The 23,064-nt window shown below is 62.4% G+C and carries 20 protein-coding genes; 9 read left to right on the forward strand and 11 right to left on the reverse strand.

Annotated features, from left to right (window positions below):
- Positions 1-51: 51 nt before the first annotated feature.
- The 4 genes from betA to betI are packed head-to-tail and all read right to left on the reverse strand — an operon-like array spanning position 52 to position 4,831.
- Positions 52-1,704 carry a choline dehydrogenase gene (betA, locus tag X773_RS66585; protein ID WP_023679320.1) on the reverse strand — a complete coding sequence of 551 codons (1,653 nt, stop codon included), beginning with the start codon at positions 1,702-1,704 and terminating at the stop codon, positions 52-54.
- 3 nt (positions 1,705-1,707) lie between these two features.
- Positions 1,708-2,718, reverse strand: a complete 1,011-nt coding sequence (locus X773_RS66590) for a threonine/serine dehydratase (RefSeq protein WP_036239208.1) — start codon at positions 2,716-2,718, stop codon at positions 1,708-1,710.
- Positions 2,715-4,244 carry a choline-sulfatase gene (gene betC / locus X773_RS66595; RefSeq protein ID WP_023679322.1) on the reverse strand — a complete coding sequence of 510 codons (1,530 nt, stop codon included), beginning with the start codon at positions 4,242-4,244 and terminating at the stop codon, positions 2,715-2,717. The genes X773_RS66590 and betC overlap by 4 nt, the downstream gene beginning before the upstream one ends.
- On the reverse strand, positions 4,241-4,831 hold the full coding sequence (gene betI, locus X773_RS66600) for a transcriptional regulator BetI (RefSeq protein WP_023679323.1): 591 nt from the start codon (positions 4,829-4,831) through the stop codon (positions 4,241-4,243). Before betI ends, betC begins: the two co-directional genes overlap by 4 nt.
- Before the next feature lie 226 nt (positions 4,832-5,057).
- On the opposite strand from betI, the gene X773_RS66605 reads away from it, so the two are divergent.
- Positions 5,058-6,224 carry an acetyl-CoA acetyltransferase gene (locus X773_RS66605; RefSeq protein WP_023679325.1) on the forward strand — a complete coding sequence of 389 codons (1,167 nt, stop codon included), beginning with the start codon at positions 5,058-5,060 and terminating at the stop codon, positions 6,222-6,224.
- Between the two features lie 26 nt (positions 6,225-6,250).
- Entirely contained in the window at positions 6,251-7,255 is a 1,005-nt protein-coding gene (locus X773_RS66610; protein ID WP_023679326.1) for an asparaginase, read from the forward strand.
- Here X773_RS66610 and X773_RS66615 read toward each other — a convergent pair.
- Positions 7,248-8,624, reverse strand: coding sequence for a TIGR03808 family TAT-translocated repetitive protein (locus tag X773_RS66615; protein WP_023679327.1), 1,377 nt, complete (start codon positions 8,622-8,624; stop codon positions 7,248-7,250). The genes X773_RS66610 and X773_RS66615 overlap by 8 nt on opposite strands.
- Before the next feature lie 91 nt (positions 8,625-8,715).
- Positions 8,716-9,306, reverse strand: a complete 591-nt coding sequence (locus tag X773_RS73855; protein WP_023679328.1) for a TetR/AcrR family transcriptional regulator — start codon at positions 9,304-9,306, stop codon at positions 8,716-8,718.
- Between the two features lie 155 nt (positions 9,307-9,461).
- Here X773_RS73855 and X773_RS73860 point away from each other — a divergent pair, with 155 nt between their 5' ends.
- Together X773_RS73860 and X773_RS66620 are read left to right on the forward strand one after the other, a co-directional pair.
- Positions 9,462-10,340: a methyltransferase domain-containing protein gene (locus X773_RS73860; protein ID WP_084641577.1), complete on the forward strand. Its 879-nt coding sequence runs from the start codon at positions 9,462-9,464 to the stop codon at positions 10,338-10,340.
- 142 nt (positions 10,341-10,482) lie between these two features.
- Positions 10,483-10,956 carry a GreA/GreB family elongation factor gene (locus tag X773_RS66620; protein ID WP_023679330.1) on the forward strand — a complete coding sequence of 158 codons (474 nt, stop codon included), beginning with the start codon at positions 10,483-10,485 and terminating at the stop codon, positions 10,954-10,956.
- On the opposite strand, the gene X773_RS66625 is transcribed toward X773_RS66620, so the two are convergent.
- The 4 genes from X773_RS66625 to X773_RS66640 all read right to left on the reverse strand — a co-directional run bounded on the left by X773_RS66625 (position 10,953) and on the right by X773_RS66640 (position 15,196).
- Positions 10,953-11,342, reverse strand: a complete 390-nt coding sequence (locus tag X773_RS66625; protein WP_023679331.1) for a type II toxin-antitoxin system death-on-curing family toxin — start codon at positions 11,340-11,342, stop codon at positions 10,953-10,955. The two genes, X773_RS66620 and X773_RS66625, sit on opposite strands and share 4 nt — an antisense overlap.
- Positions 11,339-11,560 (reverse strand): AbrB/MazE/SpoVT family DNA-binding domain-containing protein, encoded by a 222-nt coding sequence (locus X773_RS66630; protein WP_023679332.1) that lies wholly within the window; start codon positions 11,558-11,560, stop codon positions 11,339-11,341. The genes X773_RS66625 and X773_RS66630 overlap by 4 nt, the downstream gene beginning before the upstream one ends.
- Before the next feature lie 73 nt (positions 11,561-11,633).
- On the reverse strand, positions 11,634-13,757 hold the full coding sequence (scpA, locus tag X773_RS66635; RefSeq protein WP_023679333.1) for a methylmalonyl-CoA mutase: 2,124 nt from the start codon (positions 13,755-13,757) through the stop codon (positions 11,634-11,636).
- Positions 13,754-15,196: a methylmalonyl-CoA mutase subunit beta gene (locus X773_RS66640; RefSeq protein ID WP_023679334.1), complete on the reverse strand. Its 1,443-nt coding sequence runs from the start codon at positions 15,194-15,196 to the stop codon at positions 13,754-13,756. The genes scpA and X773_RS66640 overlap by 4 nt, the downstream gene beginning before the upstream one ends.
- A 275-nt stretch (positions 15,197-15,471) precedes the next feature.
- On the opposite strand from X773_RS66640, the gene X773_RS66645 reads away from it, so the two are divergent.
- The 5 genes from X773_RS66645 (at position 15,472) to X773_RS66665 (ending at position 21,831) form a co-directional block, all read left to right on the forward strand.
- The gene (locus X773_RS66645) at positions 15,472-17,004 is read left to right on the forward strand and encodes a helicase HerA-like C-terminal domain-containing protein (protein ID WP_023679335.1); all 1,533 of its coding nucleotides are present in this window, start codon (positions 15,472-15,474) and stop codon (positions 17,002-17,004) included.
- Positions 17,005-17,444: 440 nt separating this feature from the next.
- Positions 17,445-18,482: a hypothetical protein gene (locus X773_RS66650; protein ID WP_245274791.1), complete on the forward strand. Its 1,038-nt coding sequence runs from the start codon at positions 17,445-17,447 to the stop codon at positions 18,480-18,482.
- Positions 18,483-18,659: 177 nt separating this feature from the next.
- On the forward strand, positions 18,660-18,884 hold the full coding sequence (locus X773_RS78405; protein ID WP_280952133.1) for a cytochrome c: 225 nt from the start codon (positions 18,660-18,662) through the stop codon (positions 18,882-18,884).
- A gap of 801 nt (positions 18,885-19,685) precedes the next feature.
- On the forward strand, positions 19,686-20,828 hold the full coding sequence (locus tag X773_RS66660) for an MFS transporter (RefSeq protein WP_245274795.1): 1,143 nt from the start codon (positions 19,686-19,688) through the stop codon (positions 20,826-20,828).
- 811 nt (positions 20,829-21,639) lie between these two features.
- The gene (locus X773_RS66665) at positions 21,640-21,831 is read left to right on the forward strand and encodes a DUF6494 family protein (RefSeq protein ID WP_023679340.1); all 192 of its coding nucleotides are present in this window, start codon (positions 21,640-21,642) and stop codon (positions 21,829-21,831) included.
- Between the two features lie 420 nt (positions 21,832-22,251).
- Here X773_RS66665 and X773_RS0139115 read toward each other — a convergent pair.
- On the reverse strand, positions 22,252-23,064 hold an 813-nt coding region (locus tag X773_RS0139115), incomplete at its 5' end, for a hypothetical protein (protein ID WP_210164206.1).

Raw genomic sequence — 23,064 nt, forward strand, 5'->3', positions numbered from 1 at the left:
TCCAAATCGTCTTGTCGCGGCATGCGGAATATGCGTCCGCCGGATCATGGCCTATCTGTCCGACACCTGCCAGCGCGGATTGATCCATGGTTCCTGGTTGGACGGTGGCAGCGGCGTACGCCCGAGAATGTGGTCGGCGGCCTTCTCGCCGGTCATGATCGACGGCGCGTTGAGATTGCCGTTGGTGACGCGTGGAAAGATCGAGGAATCGGCGACCCGAAGCCCTTCGACGCCAATGACGCGGCATTCCGGATCGACGACGCTCATCGCATCATCGGCACGGCCCAACTTGCAGGTGCCGCAAGGGTGGTAGGCGCTTTCGGCGTGGTCGCGAATGAAGGCGTCGAGCTCTTCATCCGATTGTACATGCGAGCCCGGCGACAGTTCCTTGCCTCGGTACGGATCGAAGGCCGCTTGCCCGAAGATCTCGCGGGTCAGCCGGATGCAGTGGCGGAACTCCGTCCAGTCGTCCGGATGCGACATGTAGTTGAAGCGGATCACCGGCTTCGATTTGGGATCGGGCGAGCGCAGCGTGACCGAACCGCGCGACTTCGACCGCATCGGCCCGACATGAGCCTGGAAACCATGCGCCTTGGCCGCCGCCTTGCCGTCATAGCGGACCGCGGCCGGGATGAAGTGATACTGGATATCGGGATAGTCGACGCCGGCGCGCGAGCGTACGAAGGCGGCCGCCTCGAAATGATTGGTGGCGCCGAGGCCGGACTTGAAGAACAGCCATTGTGCCCCGATCAGCGCCTTCGAGAACGGGTTCAGCACCGAGTTCAGCGTGATCGGCTTCGTCGATTCCTGCTGGATGTAGAGTTCCATATGGTCCTGCAGATTGCGACCGACGCCGGGCCGGTCGACAATCACCGGAATGCCGTTCTCGCTAAGGTGCTGGCCGGGGCCGATGCCGGACAGCATCAGGATCTTGGGTGAGTTGATCGAGGACGCGGCAACGATCACCTCGCGCCGCGCTCTGATCACCTGAATCCGTTTGCGCGCTTCGATCTCGACGCCGGTGGCGCGTTGATTCTCGATGATCACCCGCCGGGCGAAACCTTTGACCAAGCTGACATTTTTCCGCCTCAGCGCCGGCCTCAGATAGGCGCTCGCCGCGGACCAGCGACGGCCGCCGCGAATGGTCTGCTCCATCGGCCCAAAGCCTTCCTGCTTCGCGCCATTATAGTCGTCGGTCAGCTCGAAACCGGCCTGACGGCCTGCCTCGACGAAGGCGCCGTAGAGTGGGTTCGTCCTCGAGCCGCGCTGCACAGTCAGCGGCCCGCCATGGCCGCGCCAGCCATTCTCGCCGCCATTGCTGTCCTCCATGCGCTTGAAGTACGGGAGCACATCGGCAAAGCCCCAGCCGGTCGCGCCCTGTTCGGCCCAATGGTCGAAGTCGCGGGCATGGCCGCGCACATAGACCATGCCGTTGATCGACGACGAGCCGCCGATGACTTTGCCGCGCGGCGTCGCCAGTACGCGGCCGCCGAGATGCGGCTCCGGCTCGCTGGCAAAGCCCCAGTCATAGAGGCTCATATTGAGCGGGATCGACAGCGCCGACGGCATCTGGATCAGCGGCCCGATATCGCTGCCGCCATATTCGATGACGATCACCGAATGCTTGCCGTCCTCCGACAGCCGGTAGGCCATGGCCGAACCGGCCGAGCCGGAGCCGATGATGACGAAATCCGCTTCAAGCATGGGTCATGCGCGCCCGTGGTTCATATGCGCAATGAAATCGGCCAGCGAGACGTTGCCGCCGGTTGCCATTACGAGAACGGTCTTGCCGGTGACGTCGACCTTGCCGCCGAGCAACGCCGCCAGCGAAGCAGCGCCGGATGGCTCGAGCACCAGCTTCAGCCGCTCGAAGGCGAGGCGCATGGCGCGCCGCACCGAAGTATCGTCGACGGTGACGCCGCGAACGCCGGCGGCCTTGACCGCTGCGAACGGCGCGTCGCCGGGCCGCCGCGACATCAGCCCGTCGCAGATCGATTTCGGCCCGATCGGCATGGTTTCGATGGCGCCATGCGCCAGCGACGAGCCCATGCCGTCAAAACCTTCCGGCTCGACGCCGATGATCTTCGTGGCTGGCGACAGGTAGTGAAAGGCCAGTGAAACACCGCCGATCAGGCCGCCGCCGCCGACCGAGCAGAACAAGAGATCGGCCTCCGCTTGCCTGGCGGCGATCTGGTCGAGTGCCTCCAGCCCGGCACCGGCCTGGCCGGTGACGATCTCCGGATCGTCGAACGGGTGCAGCAGCGCCAGGCCTTCGCTCGCAGCGATCTCGCGCGCCTTGGCGGCGGCGACTTCCTCACGCGCGCGCTCGCCATGGTCAGTCAGCACCACGCGCGCGCCGTAACCCAATGTGGCGTCGCGCTTGGCGGCCGGCGCGTCGATCGGCATGATGATGGTGACGGGAATGCCAAGCGCTTGGCCAGCCGCCGCTAGCCCCTGCGCAAAATTGCCGGAGGAGTAGGCGACGACGCCCTTTTTGGCTTCGTCAGGCGAGAGCTTCTTCAGCCGCCAGTAGGCGCCGCGCACCTTGAACGATCCTGCCCATTGCAGCGATTCGGCCTTGACGAAGACGCGGGCGGCGCCGGTCTCGCGCGCGAGTGCCGCCGATTCCAGCAGCGGCGTGACCTGCGTCGCCTTGGAGGTGACGGCATAGGCCTGCCTGAGATGGTCGAGCGAGGGGACGAGACTATCTGCCATCATTCGCCTCGCGGAAAGCGCTTCTGCTCTTCGAGCAGGTCGAGGTTCATGTGGTTGCGCATGTAGCGCTCCGATGCCTTCTGCAGCGGCTGGAATTCCCAGGGATAATGGGTGCCGTTGCGCAGCGCCGGGTAGACCACCCAACGGCGTGCCTGGCTGGCACGCACCGCCGCGTCGAAGGCCGCCATGTCCCAGCGCGCCCGCACCTTGTCGGTGAAAGCGGCCACCAATGCCGCATTGGCCGGATCGGCGGCGAGATTGGTCAATTCCTGCGAATCCGATTCAAGATCAAACAGTTGCGGCGGATCGATCTCGCAATGGATGAATTTGTAGCGGCCCTCGCGCATCGCCACCATCGGCGCGTTGGAGCCTTCGGCGGCATATTCCATCAGCACCGGCGCGGAGCGTTTCTTTCCGTTCAGCAACGGCAGCAGCGACTGGCCGTCGGTCCACGGCGCAATCGCGCTGATGTCGATGCCGGCGAGGTCGCAAAGCGTCGGCGTCACGTCGAGATTGGAGACCGGCGTGTCGATCAGGCCGGCGGCGATGCCCTTGCCGGCGATCATCAGCGGCACCCGCGCCGAACCTTCGAAAAAGCACATCTTGAACCACAGGCCGCGCTCGCCCAGCATGTCGCCATGGTCCGAGCAGAACAGGATGATCGTGTCGTCGAGCATGTGTGTGTGCTCGAGCACCGACGTCAATTCGCCGAGCTTGTCGTCGAGATAGGAGATGTTGGCGAAATAGCCGCGCCGTGCGCGGCGTATCTGCTCAGTGGTGATGTCGAACCTGTCATAGTCGCTGGCGCGGTAGAGCCGCTGCGAATGCGGGTCCTGCCTGTCGTAAGGAATGAAGCCGACCTCAGGCTCGAGCGCCGGGCAATCCCGGTAGAGGTCCCAGTATTGCCGCCGTGCGACGTAAGGATCGTGCGGATGGGTGAAGGAAACCGTCAAGCACCAGGGCCGATGTGCGGCATCGTCGGAGACGCGGGCAAAATCATAGAGCTTCTGCACCGCATGGAAGGCGACCTCGTCGTCATATTCCAGCTGGTTGGTGATCTCGGCAGTACCTGCGCCGCTCACCGAGCCGAGATTGTGATACCACCAGTCGATGCGCTCGCCGGGTTTGCAATAGTCGGGTGTCCAGCCGAAATCGGCCGGATAGATGTCGGTGGTCAGCCGCTCCTCGAAACCGTGCAACTGGTCCGGCCCGACGAAATGCATCTTGCCGGAGAGGCAGGTGTGATAACCTGCGGCGCGCAGATGATGGGCAAAGGTCGGGATCGAAGACGCGAATTCGGCGGCGTTGTCATAGACCCCGATGCGTGACGGCAACTGGCCGCTCATGAATGCGGCGCGGCCCGGTGCGCAGAGCGGCGAGGCCGTGTAATTGTTGCAAAAACGCGCCGAACGCGCGGCGAGCGCCTTCAGCTGCGGCGCGTGCAGGAAGTCCGCCGGCCCATCCGGAAACAGCGTTCCGTTGAGCTGATCGACCATGACGATCAGGATGTTGGGTCGCTTGGATGTCACTGCTTCTGCCGTCCGCTGAGCTTCGTTTCGAGATAGTCCTCGACCAGTGCAATCGCGGTCGCGGCATCGGGAACACCGTCCTTCAGCGCGCGCCTGATATAGAGCCCGTCGATCAGCGCCGCGGTCGCTTCGGCGACCCGGTCGGCCTCGCTTCTCGGCAGGATGCCGGTCAGCCCGCTGAGCAGATTGGAATGCAGCCGCCGCGCATAGACTTTGAGCAGCCGTCGAAGTGCTGCCGATTTCTGCGCCTCGACATAGAAGGCGAGCCAGGCGGCGATCGTTTCGGGCTGGAACTGGATTTCGGAGAAATTGACCGCGACGACAGCCGAGACGCGCTGGCGCGCCGTGCCGGCCGCGCGAAGTGCGCGGCGCGTATCGGCGGTGAGCTCGCTCAGGATGTGCCGCATCGTCGCCAACAGCAATTCGTCCTTGACGCCGAAATAATGGTGGGCAAGCGCCGAGGACACGCCGGCGCGCCCGGCGATTTCCGACATCGTCACATCAAGCGAACCGCGCTCGCCGATCGCCGAGATCGTTGCGTCTATGAGCGCCCTGCGGCGCAACGGCTCCATTCCGAGTTTCGGCATTCCTGCTCCGGCCTGTTGGGACAAGATTATTTTTTATTGACGCATCAATCAACAAAAATCCGGCCTGATTTGCTGGCAAAAGCCAGGCACTATGACCAGATGATCAAGATCAAGCGATTGTGCGGTTCTGGCCCCTTCACGAAGCCGGCGGAACGGTTCATGCTTGAACAATGCTGAGGCGCGCCGCAAGTATCGCGTAGCCTGGGTCCACAGGATGGAGATCGCCATGACAGCATGCATCGTCGGTTGGGCGCATTCGCGCTTCGGCAAGCTCGAAGGCGAGACGCTGGAGGGCCTGATCACCAAGGTGGCAGTCGAGGCGCTCGATCATGCCGGCATCGGTCCGGATGACGTCGACGAGATCGTGCTCGGCCACTTCAACGCCGGGTTTTCCGCCCAGGATTTCACCGCGAGCCTGGTCCTCCAGGCCGATGACCGACTGCGCTTCAAGCCGGCGACCCGCGTCGAGAACGCCTGCGCCACCGGCTCGGCGGCGGTCAGGCAAGGCATCCGCGCTATCGACGCCAATGCCGCCCGTACCGTGCTGGTGGTCGGCGCCGAGCAGATGACGACGACGCCCGGTCCCGAGATCGGCAAGAACCTGCTCAAGGCCTCGTATCTGCCGGAGGACGGTGACACGCCGGCAGGCTTCGCTGGCGTCTTCGGCAAGATCGCCCAAGCCTATTTCCAGCGCTATGGCGACCAGTCGGATGCGCTGGCGATGATCGCCGCCAAGAACCACAAGAACGGCGTCGACAATCCCTACGCGCAGATGCGCAAGGATTTCGGCTACGAGTTCTGCCGGCAGGAAAGCGAAAAAAACCCCTTCGTCGCCGGTCCACTGAAGCGCACAGACTGCTCGCTGGTGTCGGACGGTGCCGCCGCGCTTGTCCTTGCCGACACGGCCACGGCGCTGAAGATGCGCCGCGCCGTCGCCTTCCGCGCCAATGAGCATGTTCAGGATTTCCTGCCGATGTCGAAGCGCGACATTCTCGCCTTCGAAGGCTGCGAGCAGGCCTGGAACCGGGCGCTGAAGCAGGCGGGCGTGACGCTCGGCGACCTGTCCTTCGTCGAGACGCATGACTGTTTCACCATCGCCGAACTGATCGAGTATGAGGCGATGGGCCTGGCCAAGCCGGGCGAGGGCGCCAAGCTGGCCCTGGATGGCGAGACGGCGAAAGATGGAAGGCTGCCGGTCAATCCGTCTGGCGGGCTGAAGGCCAAGGGCCACCCGATCGGTGCCACCGGCGTATCGATGCATGTGCTGAGCGCCATGCAGCTCGTCGGCGAGGCGGGCGGCATCCAGGTGCGGGGAGCAAAGCTCGGCGGCATCTTCAACATGGGCGGCGCCGCGGTCGCCAACTACGTTTCCATTCTGGACCGGATCAGATAAACCCGCCCGCATTTGCGGGAGGTGACATGACAAATCCGGTTCTGGTCGAAGTCTTGCGCGGCGCTATCGTCGAGAGCGCCCATCGCGGCGCTGTTGCCGTCTTCGACGCCGACGGCAAGCCCGTCTGGGAGATCGGCGACACGGCACAGCCGGTGTTCCCGCGCTCGGCGGTCAAGGCGATCCAGGCGCTGCCGCTGGTCGAGAGCGGCGCTGCCGATGCCTACGGCTTCGGTGACCGGGAGCTGGCGCTGGCCTGCGCCTCGCATTCCGGCGAGCCGCCGCATGTCGAGCTCGCGCGCGCCATGCTGGCGAAAGCCGGCCTCGACGAGACGGCACTCGAATGCGGCGCGCATTGGCCGTCGAGCCACGGGGCGACGCTGGCGCTCGCGCGCGCCGGCCGTGCGCCGAACACCTTGCACAACAATTGTTCCGGCAAGCACTCAGGCTTCCTATGCACCTGCGTTCACAGCGGCATCGCCCATCGTGGTTACGTCAAGGCTGGCCATGCTTCGCAGGAGATGGTGCGCGAAGCGATGCAGGCGGTGACCGGTGCTGCCCATGACGCCGATCACCGCGGCACCGACGGCTGCTCGATTCCGACCTATGCCGTGCCGTTGCGCAGCTTTGCCCTTGGGTTTGCCCGCATGGCGACAGGTGCCGGCTTCGAGCCGGTGCGCGCCCGGGCGGCGAAGCGGCTGCTTTCTGCCTGCATGGCCGAGCCGTTTTTCGTCGCCGGCACGGGCAGGTCCGATGTCGCGATGATGGAGGCCGCGCCGGGCCGGATTTTTGTCAAGGGAGGCGCCGAAGGTGTTTTTTGCGCCGCCCTTCCGGAGCTCGGCCTTGGCATCGCGCTGAAATGCGACGATGGCGCCGGCCGCGCCGCTGAAGTGATGGTCGCGGCCGTGCTGGCTAAGCTGCTGCACGCCGACCAGGCGCTCGCTGCGAAATTGATCGAACAGGCAAATCCGCCCATCGAAAGCCGGATCGGTGCCAAAGTCGGCGCGCTCCGGCCGACGGCCACCCTCAACTGACGTGGTTGCGCTCGACGGTCAGATGCGCATAGCCGGCATTGCCTGACGCGGCGAGGTCGCCGGTTACCGGCTCGGCCCAGCGCTGGCCGACGATCGCGCCGTTCTGGACCCCGTCGATGACGTTGTCGGAAATGATTGCCGTCCCGGCACCTTCGACCACGGTGACGACGATGCCGGTCCCCGCCTTGCGGACGATGTTTCCCGTAGCGACCACATTGCGCATGAACGGTCCCCAGCCGATCTGCATGCCGTAGAGCGGTGCATTCTCGACGACATTGCCGGAAACTGTGGTGTCTGCCTCGACGCTGATGCCGACGCCGAAGCCGGGCGCATCGGCAGGGTAGGGGCCGCTGGTCGACAGGTTGCGGACTACGTTGCCGGAGCAGACGCCCATGCGCCCGCCTTCGTTGAAATTGACGATCGAAATACCGTTCGCAGCACAATCGACGATGTTGTTGCCGATGACCGCGCCTTCGAATGAGAATTCGGAATACACGGCCGTTTCGCCCGAGCGCGAGCAGGTATTGCCGGTGATCTGCAAATTGCTGGCACTGTTGGCGCGGATCGCCGAGAACGCGCAGTCCGAAACAATATTGCCGGAGATGATGACGTTGCCGGCGCGGAAAGCATTGATACCGTTGCCGTTCTGGCCGGTTCCGCCGCCGCGCGCCTGGATGCGTTCGATCCGGTTGCCGCTGACGATGGTGCCGTCTTCCGCTGCCTGCCAGCGGTGCACGAGGATGCCGCCATTGGCGCAGTCGGAGACGCTATTGCCTGATATTTCCAGGCCATCGGCCTCGACCGAATAGATGCCGGCATCGGCCGCACCGGATATCTCCAAGCGCTGGATGCGGCCCGAGGCGTGTTCGAGCGCCAGACCGTTCTTGCCGCTGCCGGTCATCTGGCAGTTGTCGACGACCAGATGGGCGATGCGGCGCAGATCGAGCAGGCCTTGCGTGTAGTCGCCCATCCAGCGGTTGCTGCCATCGAACACCAGCCCGCTGAGTTCGACATGCTCGGCCCGTTCGGCCATAATGAGATGGCCATTGCCGCCATAGACGATCCGCGATGCGCCCGGCACGCCGGACAGGCGCACGCGGCCGGGCAGCGACAGGTTGGAAACGATATAGATCCCCGGCGGCAGGAACACCGGCATGTCGCGGTCGTGCGCGTCGCGCAGCAGCTTGGTGAAAGCCTTGCTCTGATCGTCTAGCGCGCCGGGCCGGACGCCGAGCTCGGTTGCGTTGATCGCGCCACGCATCGCGGCTTTCTCGATGCCGGGAAGGTTTTTCGCCGCTGCATTGCCGATCGAAAGCCCCATGACGGCAAAGCCGGCGGTCTGCGCAAGCAGCGTTCGTCTGTTCAACATCGGCACAGATCCTTGCGTCCAACGCTCACGCCGCAGGATTCGTGCCAGACTAGCCCGGTCGAACTCGTGGTGAAAATCTGACGCTTGGCCCCTATTCGATCCTCGTTGGCTCAGCGATCACCGCATTTACCCCGTTGAAGGCAAGTTGCAGGAATATCTGGTCGATCTCCGCGGGAGACAGCTTCGTATCCCTCTCAAGCCACCAGTGCATCACTTCAAAGAACGCGCCAACGATGAAGCGTGTGGCGATCTCAAGTCTGACTCCGCCTTCATCACCTTGGATATTCGCCAACTCATGGCGAACCTGCCTGCTTATCCAGCCGCGGATCTCTTCTGGCATTTCGCGCTTTTTCCCGCCCATCAGCGCACGGTGCATCTCCCGCGTGGCAAGAGCATGCTCGAACACCGGACCGCTGAAGGAAAAGCCCTTGGCATTTCTCTGCGAATGGCGTTCGGCACCACGTGCCTGCAAGCCCTTCATATGCTCGTCGATCGTTGCTTTCCTCAAGTAGTCCTTGTCGGGATAGTGCGTGTAGAAAGTCGAGCGGCCGACATCGGCTTCCCTGCAGATGTCCTCGACCGTGATCGCCGTATATCCCTTCTCGGCGGTCAATCTGAAAAGCGCCTGCTGCAGTCGGCTGCGGGTCCTGGCGACCCGACGATCGATCGATCCGGCTGGCATCGGCAACGTCCTTTTCCGGTCATAGGACACCAAACCGTCCAGTATTGGGCGCGCCGGTGCGACGTGGCCAGTAAAACTGATACTGGACACACTGTCCAGTATCATATGCTCTTGCGAAAGGCCCAGCGCCGGGCCGGCTGACAGGAGATGAAGCAATGCACCAACGCCTTTTTGGAACAATAGTTGGCGGGCATGCACTAGTCGCGCTCGTCAAAGTGGCCGTGGTGCTTGCGGCATTTTTCTCGTTGGGACAGGCAAATGCGGTCTTTTCCTTGGGAATTCCCGTCCTTCTGCTTCATGCTGGTGTTCTCGTCGTGATCGCAAGCCTATTGATATGGCAAAGCGCTCACGGGCGGCTGTCCGCCAAGGTCCGCATCCCGGCCGTCAGAGAGGAGAAGGCGCCGCATGTCGGCATCACGCTCCATTCCGCCGCCCTGTACGACACGCTCGCGTGGCTTCTGACCTTCGGCCGCGAACGTGCTTTTCGCGAAAGGATACTAAGCTTTGCGAAGCTGAAACCGGGAGAAGTGGTCCTGGATGTCGGGTGCGGCACCGGCACCACCGCGCTCCTCGTCAGACAGAAGGTGGGGCCGGAGGGGCGTGTGGACGGCGTCGACGCCTCCGCCGAAATGGTTGCGCGCGCAACGGCAAAGGCCCGGCGGGCAGGGTTACAAGTCGGGTTCTCGACCGCCACCGCTCAGGAACTGCCTTTCAAGGATGGGGAATTTGATGTCGTCCTCAGCACGCTGATGTTCCACCATCTTCCAAAGAAGGGCCGCGAGGAATTCGGCAGAGAAGCCTTCCGCGTCTTGAAGCCGGGCGGTCGTGTGCTTATCGTCGATTTTGCAAAACCGCCGCGCCAGAAGAGCACCTTTCGGCTCCACCGGCATGGTTACGTCGATTTGGACAAAGTTGCAGCGGATCTCGGCCGGCACGGCTTCAATATCGTTGAGCGAGGCGACGTCGGAACCAAGGGGCTCCGCTATCTAATTGCGCAACCGGACCTTAGCCTTGCGGCCCTCGAAGCGCGATAGTGCGCCAAGTTGAGGCATTCGCATGGTCAGCTTTACACCCCAAGCAGCTGTCTAATCTCGGGTACTGAACCCAGATCTTCACCATTAGCCTCTTCATCAGCAATGGCTTGTGGAGTCGCCATTCCAAGCCTAAGTTCGTCAGATGAGCAGGGCCTTCACCCGCGAGGAAGACAGCGAAAACGCCATTGCCGGCATCGGCGAGCGGCCGATCAGCCATCACCGCAATCTGGTCACGGAACGCGGCATGGCGCTGATCGATGCCGAGGTGGCCGCTCTGCGCGACGAACTGGGCAGAGCCGAAAAGAGGGCCGACCGCGAGCGCATCGCGCTGGTCTCGCGCGATCTCCGCTATTGGACGGCGCGGCGTGAAAGCGCCGAGCTTTCGGTGCCGGAACCGGGCAGCGACCTGGTTCGTTTCGGCATGGGTGTCACCCTGGAAAGCGACGACGGCAAGAAGGTGCACTGGAAGATCGTCGGCGAGGACGAAGCCAATCCGGGCAAAGGGACAATTTCCCATATGTCGCCGATGGCGATGGCGCTGTTCGGCAAGAAGATCGGCGAAGTTGCCGTGGTCAACGGCAAGGAATGGGAGATCGTCAAGCTCTCCGACAGTTAGTCTTCGAGCTTGACGACATGATCGCGGAAGAACGCTGCGGCGCCGGCCTCGTCGATTTCGCCGGCGGCGACGCCCATGACGAATTCGTAAAGCATGCCGTCATTGGCCGACAGGGCATAACCATTCACAATCAGAAATGCGCCGGCAGCGACAATGGCCGTGCGTTTGTTGCCGTCGACAAAGGCATGATTTCTGGCAATGCCGAAGACATAGGCGGCTGCGAGTTCCTCAACCGACGGGTCTCCGTAGTTGGCCTTGTTCTCGGCGCTCGCTCGCGCCGATTCGAGGGCATTTTCATCCCTCAAGCCTTGTGCTCCGCCGTGTCGGCGCAACTGCTCCGCGTGCATGGCTTCGACTGCACGCCGCGTCAGAAACTCCCAGCTCATTCGGCGAGCTTCTGAAGCGCGACCTTGTATTTGTCCATGACCTCGCGGGCAGCTTTTATTTGCCGCTCGAAGCTGTCGTCCACTGGCTTCAGCGCAAGACCGTCACCTGTTTCAACGATTTGAAGCTGGTCGCCGGCCTTCAGGTTCAGACGATCGAGAAGCTCCCTCGGCAGGATCACGCCTTCGGAATTGCCGATCTTGCGAATGGTCGTGTTCATGGTGAGGCATCCTGTTGCAACGCTGATTATAACTCAGCGTGTTTCTCGTTACAACAGACATTATAACAAAGCGTCAGCCGGACTTAAGCAGCCGATCCATCAGCCGGTCCGCCGCTTCCGGGATGACCGTGCCGGGCGGGAAGATTTCAGTGGCGCCTGCCTGCCGGACTGCGTCGTAATCCTGCGGCGGGATGACGCCGCCGGCGACGATCAGCATGTCGTCGCGGCCCAACTTCTTCAGTGCAAGCTTGAGTTCGGGAATGAGCGTCAAATGGCCTGCTGCCAGCGACGAGGCGCCTACGATGTGCACGTCATGCTCGACCGCCAGCCTGGCGATCTCGTCCGGAGTCTGGAACATCGGCCCGACGGTGACGTCGAAGCCTAGGTCGGCAAAGGCGGTGGCGATCACTTTCTGGCCGCGATCATGGCCGTCTTGCCCCATCTTGGCGACCAGAATGCGCGGCTTGCCGCCGGACTTCTCCTCGAACGCGACGATCTTGTCCTGCAGCCGGTCGACCACCGGATTGTCGCCGAGCGCGTTGCGATAGACGCCGGAGATCGTCTGCACCGAGGCGACATGGCGGCCGAAAACCTTTTCCAGCGCCAGCGAAATCTCGCCGACCGTGGCGTTGGCGCGTGCGGCCTGGATGGCGAATTCCAGCAGGTTTGCGTTACTCCCGGCAGCACGGGTAAGCGCATCGAGCGCGCTCTCGACGGCGGCGACGTCACGCGTGCCTTTCAGCCGCTGCAGCTTCGACAATTGCCGCGCCCTGACTTCGGCATTGTCGATCTTCAGCACGTCGACTTCGATGTCCGTGCCGGGACGGTGAGCATTGACACCGAGCACGATCTGTTCGCCTGAATCGATGCGCGCCTGGGTGCGCGCGGCAGCCTCTTCGATGCGCAGCTTCGGTAGGCCCTTTTCGATCGCCGCGGCCATGCCGCCGAGGCTCTCGACCTCCTCGATATGCGCAAGCGCACGCGCCGCCAGATCATGTGTCAGCCGTTCGACATAGGCGGAGCCGCCCCACGGGTCGATGATGCGCGTCGTGCCGGATTCCTTCTGCAGGATGAGCTGTGTGTTGCGGGCGATGCGGGCCGAATGGTCGGTCGGCAGCGCCATTGCCTCGTCGAAGGAATTGGTGTGCAGCGACTGCGTATGGCCTTGAGTGGCGGCCATCGCCTCGATCATGGTGCGGATGATGTTGTTGTAGGGATCCTGCGCCGTCAGCGACCAGCCCGAAGTCTGGCAATGGGTGCGCAGCGACAGCGAGCGCTCGTCCTTCGGCGAAAAGTTCTTCAGCATCAGGCTGGCCCACAAAAGGCGCGCTGCTCTCAGCTTCGCGACTTCCATGAAGAAATTCATGCCGATCGCCCAGAAGAAGGAAAGGCGCGGCGCGAAACGGTCGATGTCGAGGCCGGCCGCGACGCCGGCGCGGGCATATTCGATACCGTCTGCAATCGTGTAGGCGAGCTCGAGGTCCGCCGTCGCTCCCGCCTCCTGCATGTGGTAGCCGGAGATCGAGATCGAATTGAACTTCGGCATGTGCTTCGACGTGTAGGAAAAAATGTCCGACACGATCCGCATCGAAGGTTTTGGCGGATAGATGTAGGTGTTGCGCACCATGAACTCTTTCAGGATGTCGTTCTGAATGGTCCCAGTGAGATCCTTCTGCGCGACGCCCTGTTCCTCCGCCGCCACAATATAGAGCGCCATGATCGGCAGCACCGCGCCGTTCATCGTCATCGATACCGTCATCTCGTTAAGCGGGATACCGTCGAACAACTGGCGCATGTCGAGAATGGAATCGATGGCGACGCCGGCCATGCCGACATCGCCGGCTACGCGCGGATGGTCGCTGTCGTAGCCGCGATGCGTGGCGAGGTCGAAGGCGACCGACAGGCCCTTCTGGCCGGCGGCAAGGTTGCGCCGGTAGAAGGCGTTGGACTCTTCGGCAGTCGAGAAGCCGGCATATTGCCGGATCGTCCAGGGTTGCTGGACATACATCGTCGGATAGGGGCCGCGCACGAAAGGCGGCAGGCCCGGATAGGTATCGAGGTGCGGCAAGCCCTTGAGATCGCCCTGGTTGTAGAGATGCTTGACGGCGATGCCTTCCGGCGTCATCCGCTGGCCTTTGACCTCGACCGGCACCCGCCGTGGCGGCGACCAAGCGATCTGGCTGAAATCCGGGATCATGGCACGGCTCCGATCGACTGATCGATGCGGATCGGAAATAGCGGCTCGCACACCGCAACGCCTTCGGTGAAGGCAGGCCGCCGCTCCGCCGCCAGCGTCTCGACCGGACGCTCGGTCTTCGACGGGTGCAGCGTCGTGCCGACGATCGCCCGTTCGCCCGCCTGGTAGGCTGTGTTGCGGCGGGCGGAAGCTGCCTGGACGCGCCTCTGGATGTGGCCTTGCTCAAGGCTGGTCAGCACGCCGCCTTCCGCCTCGATCTGCTGGAACTCCTGCCAGGCCGCCGCGCAGAGCTCCGCAGTCAGCGCTTCGACGGCGCCCGAACCGCAAACCGGATCGGCGACGTGGTCGATGTGGCTTTCATTGGCCATGATCAGTTGCGCGTTGCGGGCAACGCGGCGAGCAAAATCCGCGGGTAGGCCGTGCGCGATCGTGTGCGGCAGGATGGCGATCGAATCCGCGCCGCCGGCGGCAGCCGCGAAAGCGGCGATTGTGGTGCGCAGGATGTTGGTTTCCGGGTCGGCCGCCGTCATCATCCGGAAGGAGGTTTCGGCATGGATGCTGGCGGTGGAGGGCGGTATCGAGCAGGCCTCCTGGACACGCGCCCACAGCCTGCGCAACGCCCTGACCTTGGCCGTCGAAACGAACTGGTCCTGGTCGACGCTGAGCGCAAAACCGATATGCGGCGCCGCGTAGACGAGCGGCTGGCGCGCCTTCTCGAACAGCCTCAGATAGGAGACGGCCGAGGCAAGCATGGTGCCAAGCTCCTGCGCCTCGGTGGCGCCGGCATTGTGGAATACCCGCCCGTCGGCCTCCAGCAGCACGCCGGGCACACCCATCGAAAAGAAATGCGCCAGCGATTGCGGCATCGAAGCCTGTAAAGCCTCGATCGACATGCGCAGCCTGCCGGTCCCGGCAAAGATCGCCGCCGGATCGATGCCGAAGGAGAGGTTGAGCTTTGCCGGGTCGGAGCGGCGCTTGGTCAAAAACGCCACCAGCCAGTCGGCCACGGCACGGCTCCAGGGATGGGCGTCGATGCGGATCTGGATGCGGTTGAGCGGCACGCCGTCGAGCACGCCCTCCAGCGCCTCCGCCGTCCTCGGCAAGCCATAGCCGAAGGCGTTCGGCGCACCCTCGAAGACAAGCGACAGTCCGGTGGCACCCTGCGCGACGTCTTCCAGCGCCTGCGCACTGGCGCGGCCTATGTCCGGATCGTCGATGCGCTGGCTGACGATCCACGGTGATCCCGGGTTGGCGCGCACGACAGGCTCGGCGGTTACCGAACGCTCGTAGAGCGGCTCGATGCGGATGGCGTCGTCCGTATGCGAGACGAGCTTTTCCTCGAAGGACCCGCCGGCCAGCGCCTTCTCCGCCAGCGCCAGCCATCGTTGCCGGTCGACGTTCGGAAGTTCGGCATCCTGGGTCAAGGCACCGGCGCCCATCGGTTCTCCTCGTTCTAGCGGCCGCAGCGGCCGACTATGTCAGTCTACGGTCCCCGGCCCGATATCACAATGCAGCACACACGCCGTGCAACTCGCCTTCCGTGACGGCGACCGTCAACCGATTGCCAAACATGGGCAGGTTCCGCAAGCTCCAAAAGCCATTTTCGACGATGCCCATTGTCGCTGCGCAACGGCCTCACTATACCTGCGGCGGGGCTCCCTTTTCTTCAAGGGATCAGGGCATTCAACCCTATAGGTTGGCGGAGACCGGACACATGGCCGACGATACCAGTATCTTCATAGGGGCCAGCCGCACGCCGGACGACAGCTATCAGCGGCCCGAACAGCTTTTGCTGCAGTATGGCAATCGTCACGGCCTGGTCACCGGCGCGACCGGCACCGGCAAGACGGTGACCCTGCAGATATTGGCCGAGGGTTTCTCCAATGCCGGCGTGCCGGTATTCTGCGCCGACATCAAGGGCGACCTGTCGGGCATTGCCATGATGGGCACAGCGCAGGATTTCCTGGTCAAGCGGGCCGAGCAGGTCAAGCTCGATCCCTATGAATTCCAGGAATTCCCGGTCATCTTCTGGGATCTGTTCGGCGAGCAGGGCCACCCGATCCGCGCCACCATCTCGGAGATGGGGCCGCTGCTTCTGTCGCGGTTGATGAACCTTTCCGAGGCGCAGGAAGGCATCATGAACATCGCCTTCCGCATCGCCGACGAGGAAGGCCTTCTGCTGCTCGATTTGAAGGACCTGCAGTCACTGCTGGCCAATATCGCCGACCGCGCCGAAGAGATCGGCGCCCGCTACGGCAATGTGACGAAACCTTCGGTCGGCGCGATCCAGCGCACGCTGCTGGTCCTGGAGCAGCAGGGCGCTGCCAATTTCTTCGGCGAGCCGGCATTGCGGATCGCCGACATCATGCGCACCACGCGCGATGGACGCGGCGCCATCAGCGTGCTCGCCGCCGACAAGCTGATGATGAATCCGCGGCTCTATGCGACGTTCCTTCTATGGCTGATGTCGGAACTGTTCGAGGAACTGCCCGAGGTCGGCGACCCGGACAAGCCGAAGCTGGTCTTCTTCTTCGACGAGGCGCACCTTCTGTTCGACGACGCCCCGAAGGTGCTGATCGACCGCGTCGAACAGGTGGTCCGGCTGATCCGTTCGAAGGGCGTCGGCGTTTATTTCGTCACGCAAAATCCGCTGGATATCCCTGAAACGGTGCTGGCCCAGCTCGGCAACCGCGTGCAGCACGCACTTCGTGCCTATACGCCGCGCGAACAGAAGGCCGTCAAGACGGCGGCCGAGACGTTCAGACCCAATCCCGATTTCGACTGCGCAACCGTGATCACGCAGCTCGGCACCGGCGAGGCGCTTGTCTCGACGCTGGAAGCCAAGGGCGTGCCGTCCATGGTGCAGCGAACGCTGATCCGCCCGCCGTCCTCGCGCCTTGGCCCGATCACGCCCGACGAGCGCCGCAAGCTGATCACAGAGAGCCCGGTTGCCGGACAATACGACCAGACCATCGATCGCGAATCGGCCTTCGAGATGCTGCAGAAGAAGGCCAAGGACGCCCAGGAGGCACAGGCGCAGCAACAGGACGCAGGCCGTTCGCGCTGGACCATTCCCGGCTTCGGCAATGACGATCCCCAGCCGACCGGCCGCCGCCGCGCGCCGCGCCCCTCCAACCGCCAGACGGTGGCGGAGGCGGCGATCAAATCCATCGTGCGCTCGGTCGGCTCGTCGGTCGGACGAGCGATCGTCCGCGGGATTTTGGGGAGCCTGTCCAGGGGGCGGTGAGGGGGCATCGGACCCGAAGGCGGGCATCTGTGTTGGCAAATTCTGTCTTGGCATCAAGCGCCAGCAGCCAGATCTGGTGGACAGAGGACGGCGGCTATGCGCCATTTGCCGACCTTCATTGCGTTTCTCCAAACCTGCCGTTCGCGCTACAGCCTGATACGACCATCAGCGGGCATAGCTGCGTCCTTGGCTCGGCGCTATCAGTAATCAGTGCCGCTATCGCTTGGTTACGTCAGGGTAAAAATCTGATGCTGGACATCAGAGGTCGAACGGTCGGAGTCGACCACCCAAAACCGAAGTTCAATCCGCGACACTATCCAATTGCCCGTCGCTTGTAATCAAGAGGTCATTGGCCTAATCTGAACTGAGGGGATGAGCAGTCTCCCCTTCAGACGGCTTCCGTCAAGCACTGCGCAAGATCCTATTGAGGGATGGCGCGCGTGGATGGCAGGTTCCTTTCAATTGCACTTCACTTATTGTCGCGAATTGTCGCAACTGCTTTGATGGCTGCGGCAAACCTGCCGGTTGCGACGTTTGACGCTGCGGGCCAAGGCACGGAGCCGCCATTACGGCTCGAGGCCAGAATCCCACTCGGAGATGTGCGCGGCCGCATCGATCACATGGCGATCGATTTAAAGAGGCGGCGCTTGTTCGTTGCAGAACTCGGCAACAACAGCATGGCGGTGGTCGATCTCACCCATCGAACCGTGCTTCGCACAATCAAGGGATTACGGGAACCACAAGGTGTCGGCTACCTGCAAGGGACCGACACCCTGTATGTCGCGAATGCCGGCGACGGCTCGGTTCGATTGTTTCGAGGAGCCGATTATGCCGCTATCGGCAAAGTCGACCTAGGGGAAGATGCCGACAATGTTCGCGTGGATAGCGCGACCAATCGGGTCTTTGTGGGGTATGGCAGCGGTGCGCTGGCTGTCATCAATCCCACGACTAACCGGAAAACCGGCGATGTGCCGCTAAAGGCGCATCCCGAAAGTTTTCAGCTCGACGCGAGGACGAGCCACGTCTTTGTGAACCTGCCGGACGTTCATTCAATCGCGGTCGTCGACCGCACATCACTGGCTCAAATCGCAAGCTGGCCGACCGCCGGTTTGGCCGGTAATTTTCCGATGGCGTTGGACGACCCTCACCAGCACGTCCTTATAGCTTTTCGCCACCCTGCGTGGCTCGGCATCTTCTCCATGGGAGACGGTTCGCTCGTCGCGACTGCGAAGATTTGCGGTGATGCCGACGATGTTTTCGTCGACTCGAAACGGCAGCGAGCCTACATCAGCTGCGGAGACGGATTCATTGACGTGCTGGATACCCGGGACCCGCCATATCGACGCATCGCGCAGATTCCGACTGTGTCCGGTGCGCGCACTTCGCTCTTTGTTCCCGCGCTTGACCTGCTTCTTCTCGCGGTTCGAGCGGGCGGAGAGCAGCTGCCGGCAATCTGGGCGTTTCGTCCAACACCTTGAGGTGCGCACCCGTGTGGACGACGTTTTCCTGTTGAGCTGCATACCGATTGCCTATTCGGCATCGGGCGGAGATGCTTCAATGGCCAGGAGCTCTAAGCACTCAATCTCTTGCATCACCTTTCCAGCGATACCTTGCAAATCGCCGTACATGCCGACGGTCGACTCGATTACGCCTTGTTGGATGATGCTGAGCTCTATTGGATCATGCAAAACGGCATTAAAATGACCGGGATGCCTGCGTTTGGTTCAACGCACAACCAGGAAGAGCTATGGGCGATGGTGGCCTTTACCCGACGTCTTCCAGAGATGTCGCAATCGGAATACGAGAAAATCACCGAAGCCTCTGAAGGGCATCATCAGGCTGGAGGTGAAGACCGTGCACCGGCTGCGTTTCGCAAGTGAGTCGTACAGGGACTGCGGAAGGGCGGTCGCGATCGCTATCCGGTCGTGGCGACAAAGGGCCGCCTGATCCTCGGCTGTAGATCGTGTTCGCGCATCAGGCGACGAATCTTCCCTGCCGCCCAGGGCGGTGACGCTTGATAGCCAGGTTCGAATTTGTCGCGGAGGGCGCTGCTGGGATCACCGGTCCTAACTTGGTAAGACGTGGGTAGGTTGGATTGTCCGGTTCAATTGGTCATGACTGCCACGCAACGTCCGCGTCCGCGACCACGATCTGACGGAACTTCTTCCGCGATGGCAGCCTTCTTTTCAGGTTGCGACAGACGCAGGACATCTTCGAGACAGAGCGCGCCGCCATCTCCGCTGCCGCCGTCCCGCGCCGCGAATTCACGCGGGCCAACTTGAGGACTACCTGAGGACAACCGGGGCGACGCGTTGGTGTATATGACGCTCGGCACGGTGAAGTGGGTGGAGCTTGGTGTCCGCACGTCCTGTATGCAAGGTCACGGGCAGGTTCTGACCCTATTCCCGACCTTGACAGCCAAGCGCAATATGCGCCAGTTGCGTCTTCGGTCGTTGCAAGCCTTGACACGATATGAATCAGCATTGTTGGGCGGCAGCCTGAGGATTGAAACCGATATTCGCCTCGCTGGAATGTCTAACGCGACTCCGTCATGATCTTCCGGCCCTGTCGAGCGACGCTGCCAAAGCCGGTGACGCCAACGCAGGTGATGAGGGCAGGCTAGATCAGTGCAGCAGATCCGCCCGGCGACTTTTCTTTTTGCGGCCCGAGCCTTGCGCGACATGGGCGACGGCTTTGTGGCCGTTCTGTTGCCGGTCTATCTCCTCGCATTAGGCTTCGCGCCTCTGCAGGTCGGCATCATAGCAACCGGATCGCTGCTCGGTTCAGCGCTCTTAACCATCGCCGTCGGACTCCTTGGTGCCCGACACGATCACCGCCAACTCCTGTTTGCCGCCGCCAGTCTGATGGTCGCCACGGGTGTGGCCTTTGCTGTGGTCCACGACTACGCGCTGCTTTTGGTGATCGCCTTCGCAGGCACCATCAACCCGTCGGCCGGCAGCGTCAGCGTATTCGTGCCCTTAGAGCATGCCGTGCTCACACGCGAAGTCACCGACGCCGCGCGGACCAAGATGTTCGCGCGCTACAGCCTTGTGGGTGCGCTCGCAGCCGCGGTTGGCGCGCTCGCTTCGGTGACACCTGATCTTCTGGCTCCAGCCGGCCTCGATCAACTCACCGGCATCAAGGCGATGTTCGTGCTCTATGCGTTGCTGGGCCTGCTCGGCGGTCTCCTTTACGCGCAGATCCCGCAGCGCCGTCCAACGTCGGACTCCGGCAGCACGTCCGCGCTTGGCCCCTCGCGGAATATCGTTTTCAAGCTTGCGGCCCTTTTTAGCCTTGATGCCTTTGCCGGCGGCTTCCTCGTCCAGTCGCTGCTTGCCCTGTGGCTTTTCGAAAAATTCGACCTGTCGCTTTCGGAAGCGGGCTTTTTCTTCTTCTGGTCCGGCGTCCTTTCGGCGTTCTCATTCCCCGTTGCCGCCTGGCTGTCGCGGCACATCGGACTCATCAACACGATGGTGTTCACACACATTCCGTCCAGCATCGCCCTGATCCTGGCGGCCCTTGCGCCGACGCTCCCTCTGGCGCTCGCCCTGCTGCTGATCCGTGCCGCGCTTTCGCAGATGGACGTCCCGACGCGCTCATCTTACGTCATGGCGGTCGTCACGGAGGCGGAGCGGGCAGCCGCCGCGAGCTTCACATCGGTCCCGCGCAGCCTGGCTGCCGCAGCCAGTCCCGCCCTGGCGGGCGCTCTGTTCGCTGCCTCGTTCCGGGCTTGGCCCCTCCTCATCTGCGGTGCACTGAAGATCGCTTACGATCTGCTGCTGCTGATGCAGTTTCGGCACCTCAAGCCGCCGGAGGAACGCTGATATTTGGGTGCTTGACGGGGAGGGGTCAATCGCGAAGGCAAATGTTGGAAAGATCGTCGATCACTTCGGCTCTGACTCCGGACTTGTCGAATGCCTGATGTGACCCGACATCCTCGACGCGATGCCTGCAGACCATCACCCGCAGCGCAGCAGACAACGAAAGTCTCCGCTGGGCTCTGCCGATCAGGCAGGCCGTGCTTTGTAAAAGCGGCACCAACCATCGGGGCTGATTTCACCCGCGACAATCTAGGATGCATTCGGCTTCAGGAAATGGGTGCACCCGGCGCAGCGGCGACCTTTGTTTGGAACATCCTAATAAAGCGCCACAGGCTTTGGGGTTGTTTCGGCGCCGCGCGCCGCAGGTTGACCTGTCATGCAGGAAGCAAGCCCACCTGCACCGGCAAATCGCCGCGCCGGTCGTCGACGCCTTAAGAAATTTCCGGCGAGACAGCGCTTGGCCTGGCTTACGTTGTGCCGACCCGCAATTTATCTCACCACGATCTTCTTTAATGGTCTTTCCTCCCAATCGAACCCAAAGAAGCGCCGAGTGCTGATCAGATCGATTTGAGGTACTCGATCAGATCACTCTTTTCCTGATCGGTCAGATCAAGGCCGAGATGGCCGTCATAGTGCTCCTTCTGCGCAAGACGTCGATCGGTTCCACTCCTCCTGCCAGGGGTCGATCAAGTTTAAGGACCCGACGTCTCCTCCCGGCTCGAGGTCTATTTCAATAAAACCGTACGTCACCGTCCTGCTTCCTTGATCCCTTGCCTTCCCTTACAATCCCTTCCGGACACAGAGGAGTTCCGCCATGAGCGAAGACGCCGTCAACATGTCGATCCGCAAGTTCCTGAAGGAAGTCGGCGTCACCTCACAGCGCAAGATCGAGGAGACGGTGCGCGAAGGGCAAATCGGCGGCAAGAAGCTGAAGGTCCGCATGACGCTGACGGCGGAAGGCACCGGCCTCAACCACGTGGTGGACGGCGAGATCGAACTTCCATAAGCCGGGCGAAGCGACCTAGCGAAACGTCCAACGCGGCCGAAAGCCGTCGAGACGGATCAGCGGTTGGAATGGCGTCTGGCCGGGTCGATGTAGTACCGCTCACCCCACGCTCTTGCGACTCTGAGGGAACGCGAAAGACCGACCCAACCAAGCCGTTTGACCCGCGCTGGCAGCTGCTGAGTAGGCGAAGTCAGCATCGCCTCGATCGCGCCACGAACGGTCATTGGTCAGCTACTAACGGAATGTCTCGATCCCATTACTTGCCGTTCGATAGCGCGGACGGACATAACAGTCACGTGGCCTCATTGCGATCATGAGGCGTGCACCCTACCATTTGCCTGGCGGCCTTTAGGCGTCATCACCGTCGGGGGAGGCGTCTGCGCTGCCACCTTCTAAAACGTCGTCGCTTGCGACGCGGTTCTACTTACCGGCGTTGCTCAAGCTGAACAGATCGACGCGATCACGAGAGGGTAGCTCCGGCTGGTCCGCAACGACGAAAGCAGTCTTGTTCCAGCTAACGTCGAATTGGTCGAGCTTACTCACTAGCTTCCTGCGCTCTGCGGCGGAATGCAGCGCTTTGAGTGCCTGCGTTTCATCGGTGCTGATCCCGAGCAACCTTCCACCCGTGGCAGTAAGGTAGGCCAGCAACCAGCCAATAACGAAAGAAGCCGCTCGAATTATTGGCGTTGTGTCCAACAGCAGCGGAACAGAGAAGATCGAGCCCAAGACCACACCAATGCCGATTCTGACGGCTCTGTTGGGGCGAAGGGTCCCCTCGACATCAGTGCAAAGGGCCTCAATCGCATAACGGTCCTCACGGTGCTTGGCCTGCAGCTTTGCGCCCAAGATTGTTGCTTCTTGCTCCCTCTCCTTCTGTATCGTCTCAATTCGTTCATTGACCTTGTTTAACCGTTTTTTCCCTTCGGCTTTTGCCTTGTTGACCGCTTCCAGCCCTTTCTGACGTTCCTCTTCGAGGTGCGGATGCAGCATCTCCTGCCACAAAAGCGGGAGGTTTTCCTCGGTCACGACGTTGGACACACCTAGCGTTTTATCCATGAGGGCCTGCGCGCTGCGATCCTGCGAAATCAGCAAATCGAGCTGGCGGCTCTTGTCGTCATCCCCCAGCGCATCAGTGAGCCGCTTCACGGCCGCTACCACTCCCGGAGTACGCATCCGGTGAAGACCGCAGACGTGCGCATCCGGCAGCCAGGAGAACCTGAGCACCGGAGTGCT

Source organism: Mesorhizobium sp. LSJC280B00, assembly GCF_000502835.1.
GTDB lineage: Bacteria > Pseudomonadota > Alphaproteobacteria > Rhizobiales > Rhizobiaceae > Mesorhizobium.

Coding starts and splice junctions, on each gene's coding strand:
- betI (WP_023679323.1), bottom strand. CDS start 4,831: ATGCCGAAACTCGGAATGGAGCCGTTGCGCCGCAGGGCGCTCATAGAC.
- X773_RS66605 (WP_023679325.1), top strand. CDS start 5,058: ATGACAGCATGCATCGTCGGTTGGGCGCATTCGCGCTTCGGCAAGCTC.
- X773_RS66660 (WP_245274795.1), top strand. CDS start 19,686: ATGGGCGACGGCTTTGTGGCCGTTCTGTTGCCGGTCTATCTCCTCGCA.
- X773_RS66645 (WP_023679335.1), top strand. CDS start 15,472: ATGGCCGACGATACCAGTATCTTCATAGGGGCCAGCCGCACGCCGGAC.
- X773_RS73860 (WP_084641577.1), top strand. CDS start 9,462: ATGCACCAACGCCTTTTTGGAACAATAGTTGGCGGGCATGCACTAGTC.
- X773_RS66640 (WP_023679334.1), bottom strand. CDS start 15,196: ATGGGCGCCGGTGCCTTGACCCAGGATGCCGAACTTCCGAACGTCGAC.
- X773_RS66590 (WP_036239208.1), bottom strand. CDS start 2,718: ATGATGGCAGATAGTCTCGTCCCCTCGCTCGACCATCTCAGGCAGGCC.
- X773_RS66610 (WP_023679326.1), top strand. CDS start 6,251: ATGACAAATCCGGTTCTGGTCGAAGTCTTGCGCGGCGCTATCGTCGAG.
- scpA (WP_023679333.1), bottom strand. CDS start 13,757: ATGATCCCGGATTTCAGCCAGATCGCTTGGTCGCCGCCACGGCGGGTG.
- X773_RS66615 (WP_023679327.1), bottom strand. CDS start 8,624: ATGTTGAACAGACGAACGCTGCTTGCGCAGACCGCCGGCTTTGCCGTC.
- X773_RS66625 (WP_023679331.1), bottom strand. CDS start 11,342: ATGAGCTGGGAGTTTCTGACGCGGCGTGCAGTCGAAGCCATGCACGCG.
- betA (WP_023679320.1), bottom strand. CDS start 1,704: ATGCTTGAAGCGGATTTCGTCATCATCGGCTCCGGCTCGGCCGGTTCG.
- X773_RS66620 (WP_023679330.1), top strand. CDS start 10,483: ATGAGCAGGGCCTTCACCCGCGAGGAAGACAGCGAAAACGCCATTGCC.
- X773_RS66665 (WP_023679340.1), top strand. CDS start 21,640: ATGAGCGAAGACGCCGTCAACATGTCGATCCGCAAGTTCCTGAAGGAA.
- X773_RS73855 (WP_023679328.1), bottom strand. CDS start 9,306: ATGCCAGCCGGATCGATCGATCGTCGGGTCGCCAGGACCCGCAGCCGA.
- X773_RS66630 (WP_023679332.1), bottom strand. CDS start 11,560: ATGAACACGACCATTCGCAAGATCGGCAATTCCGAAGGCGTGATCCTG.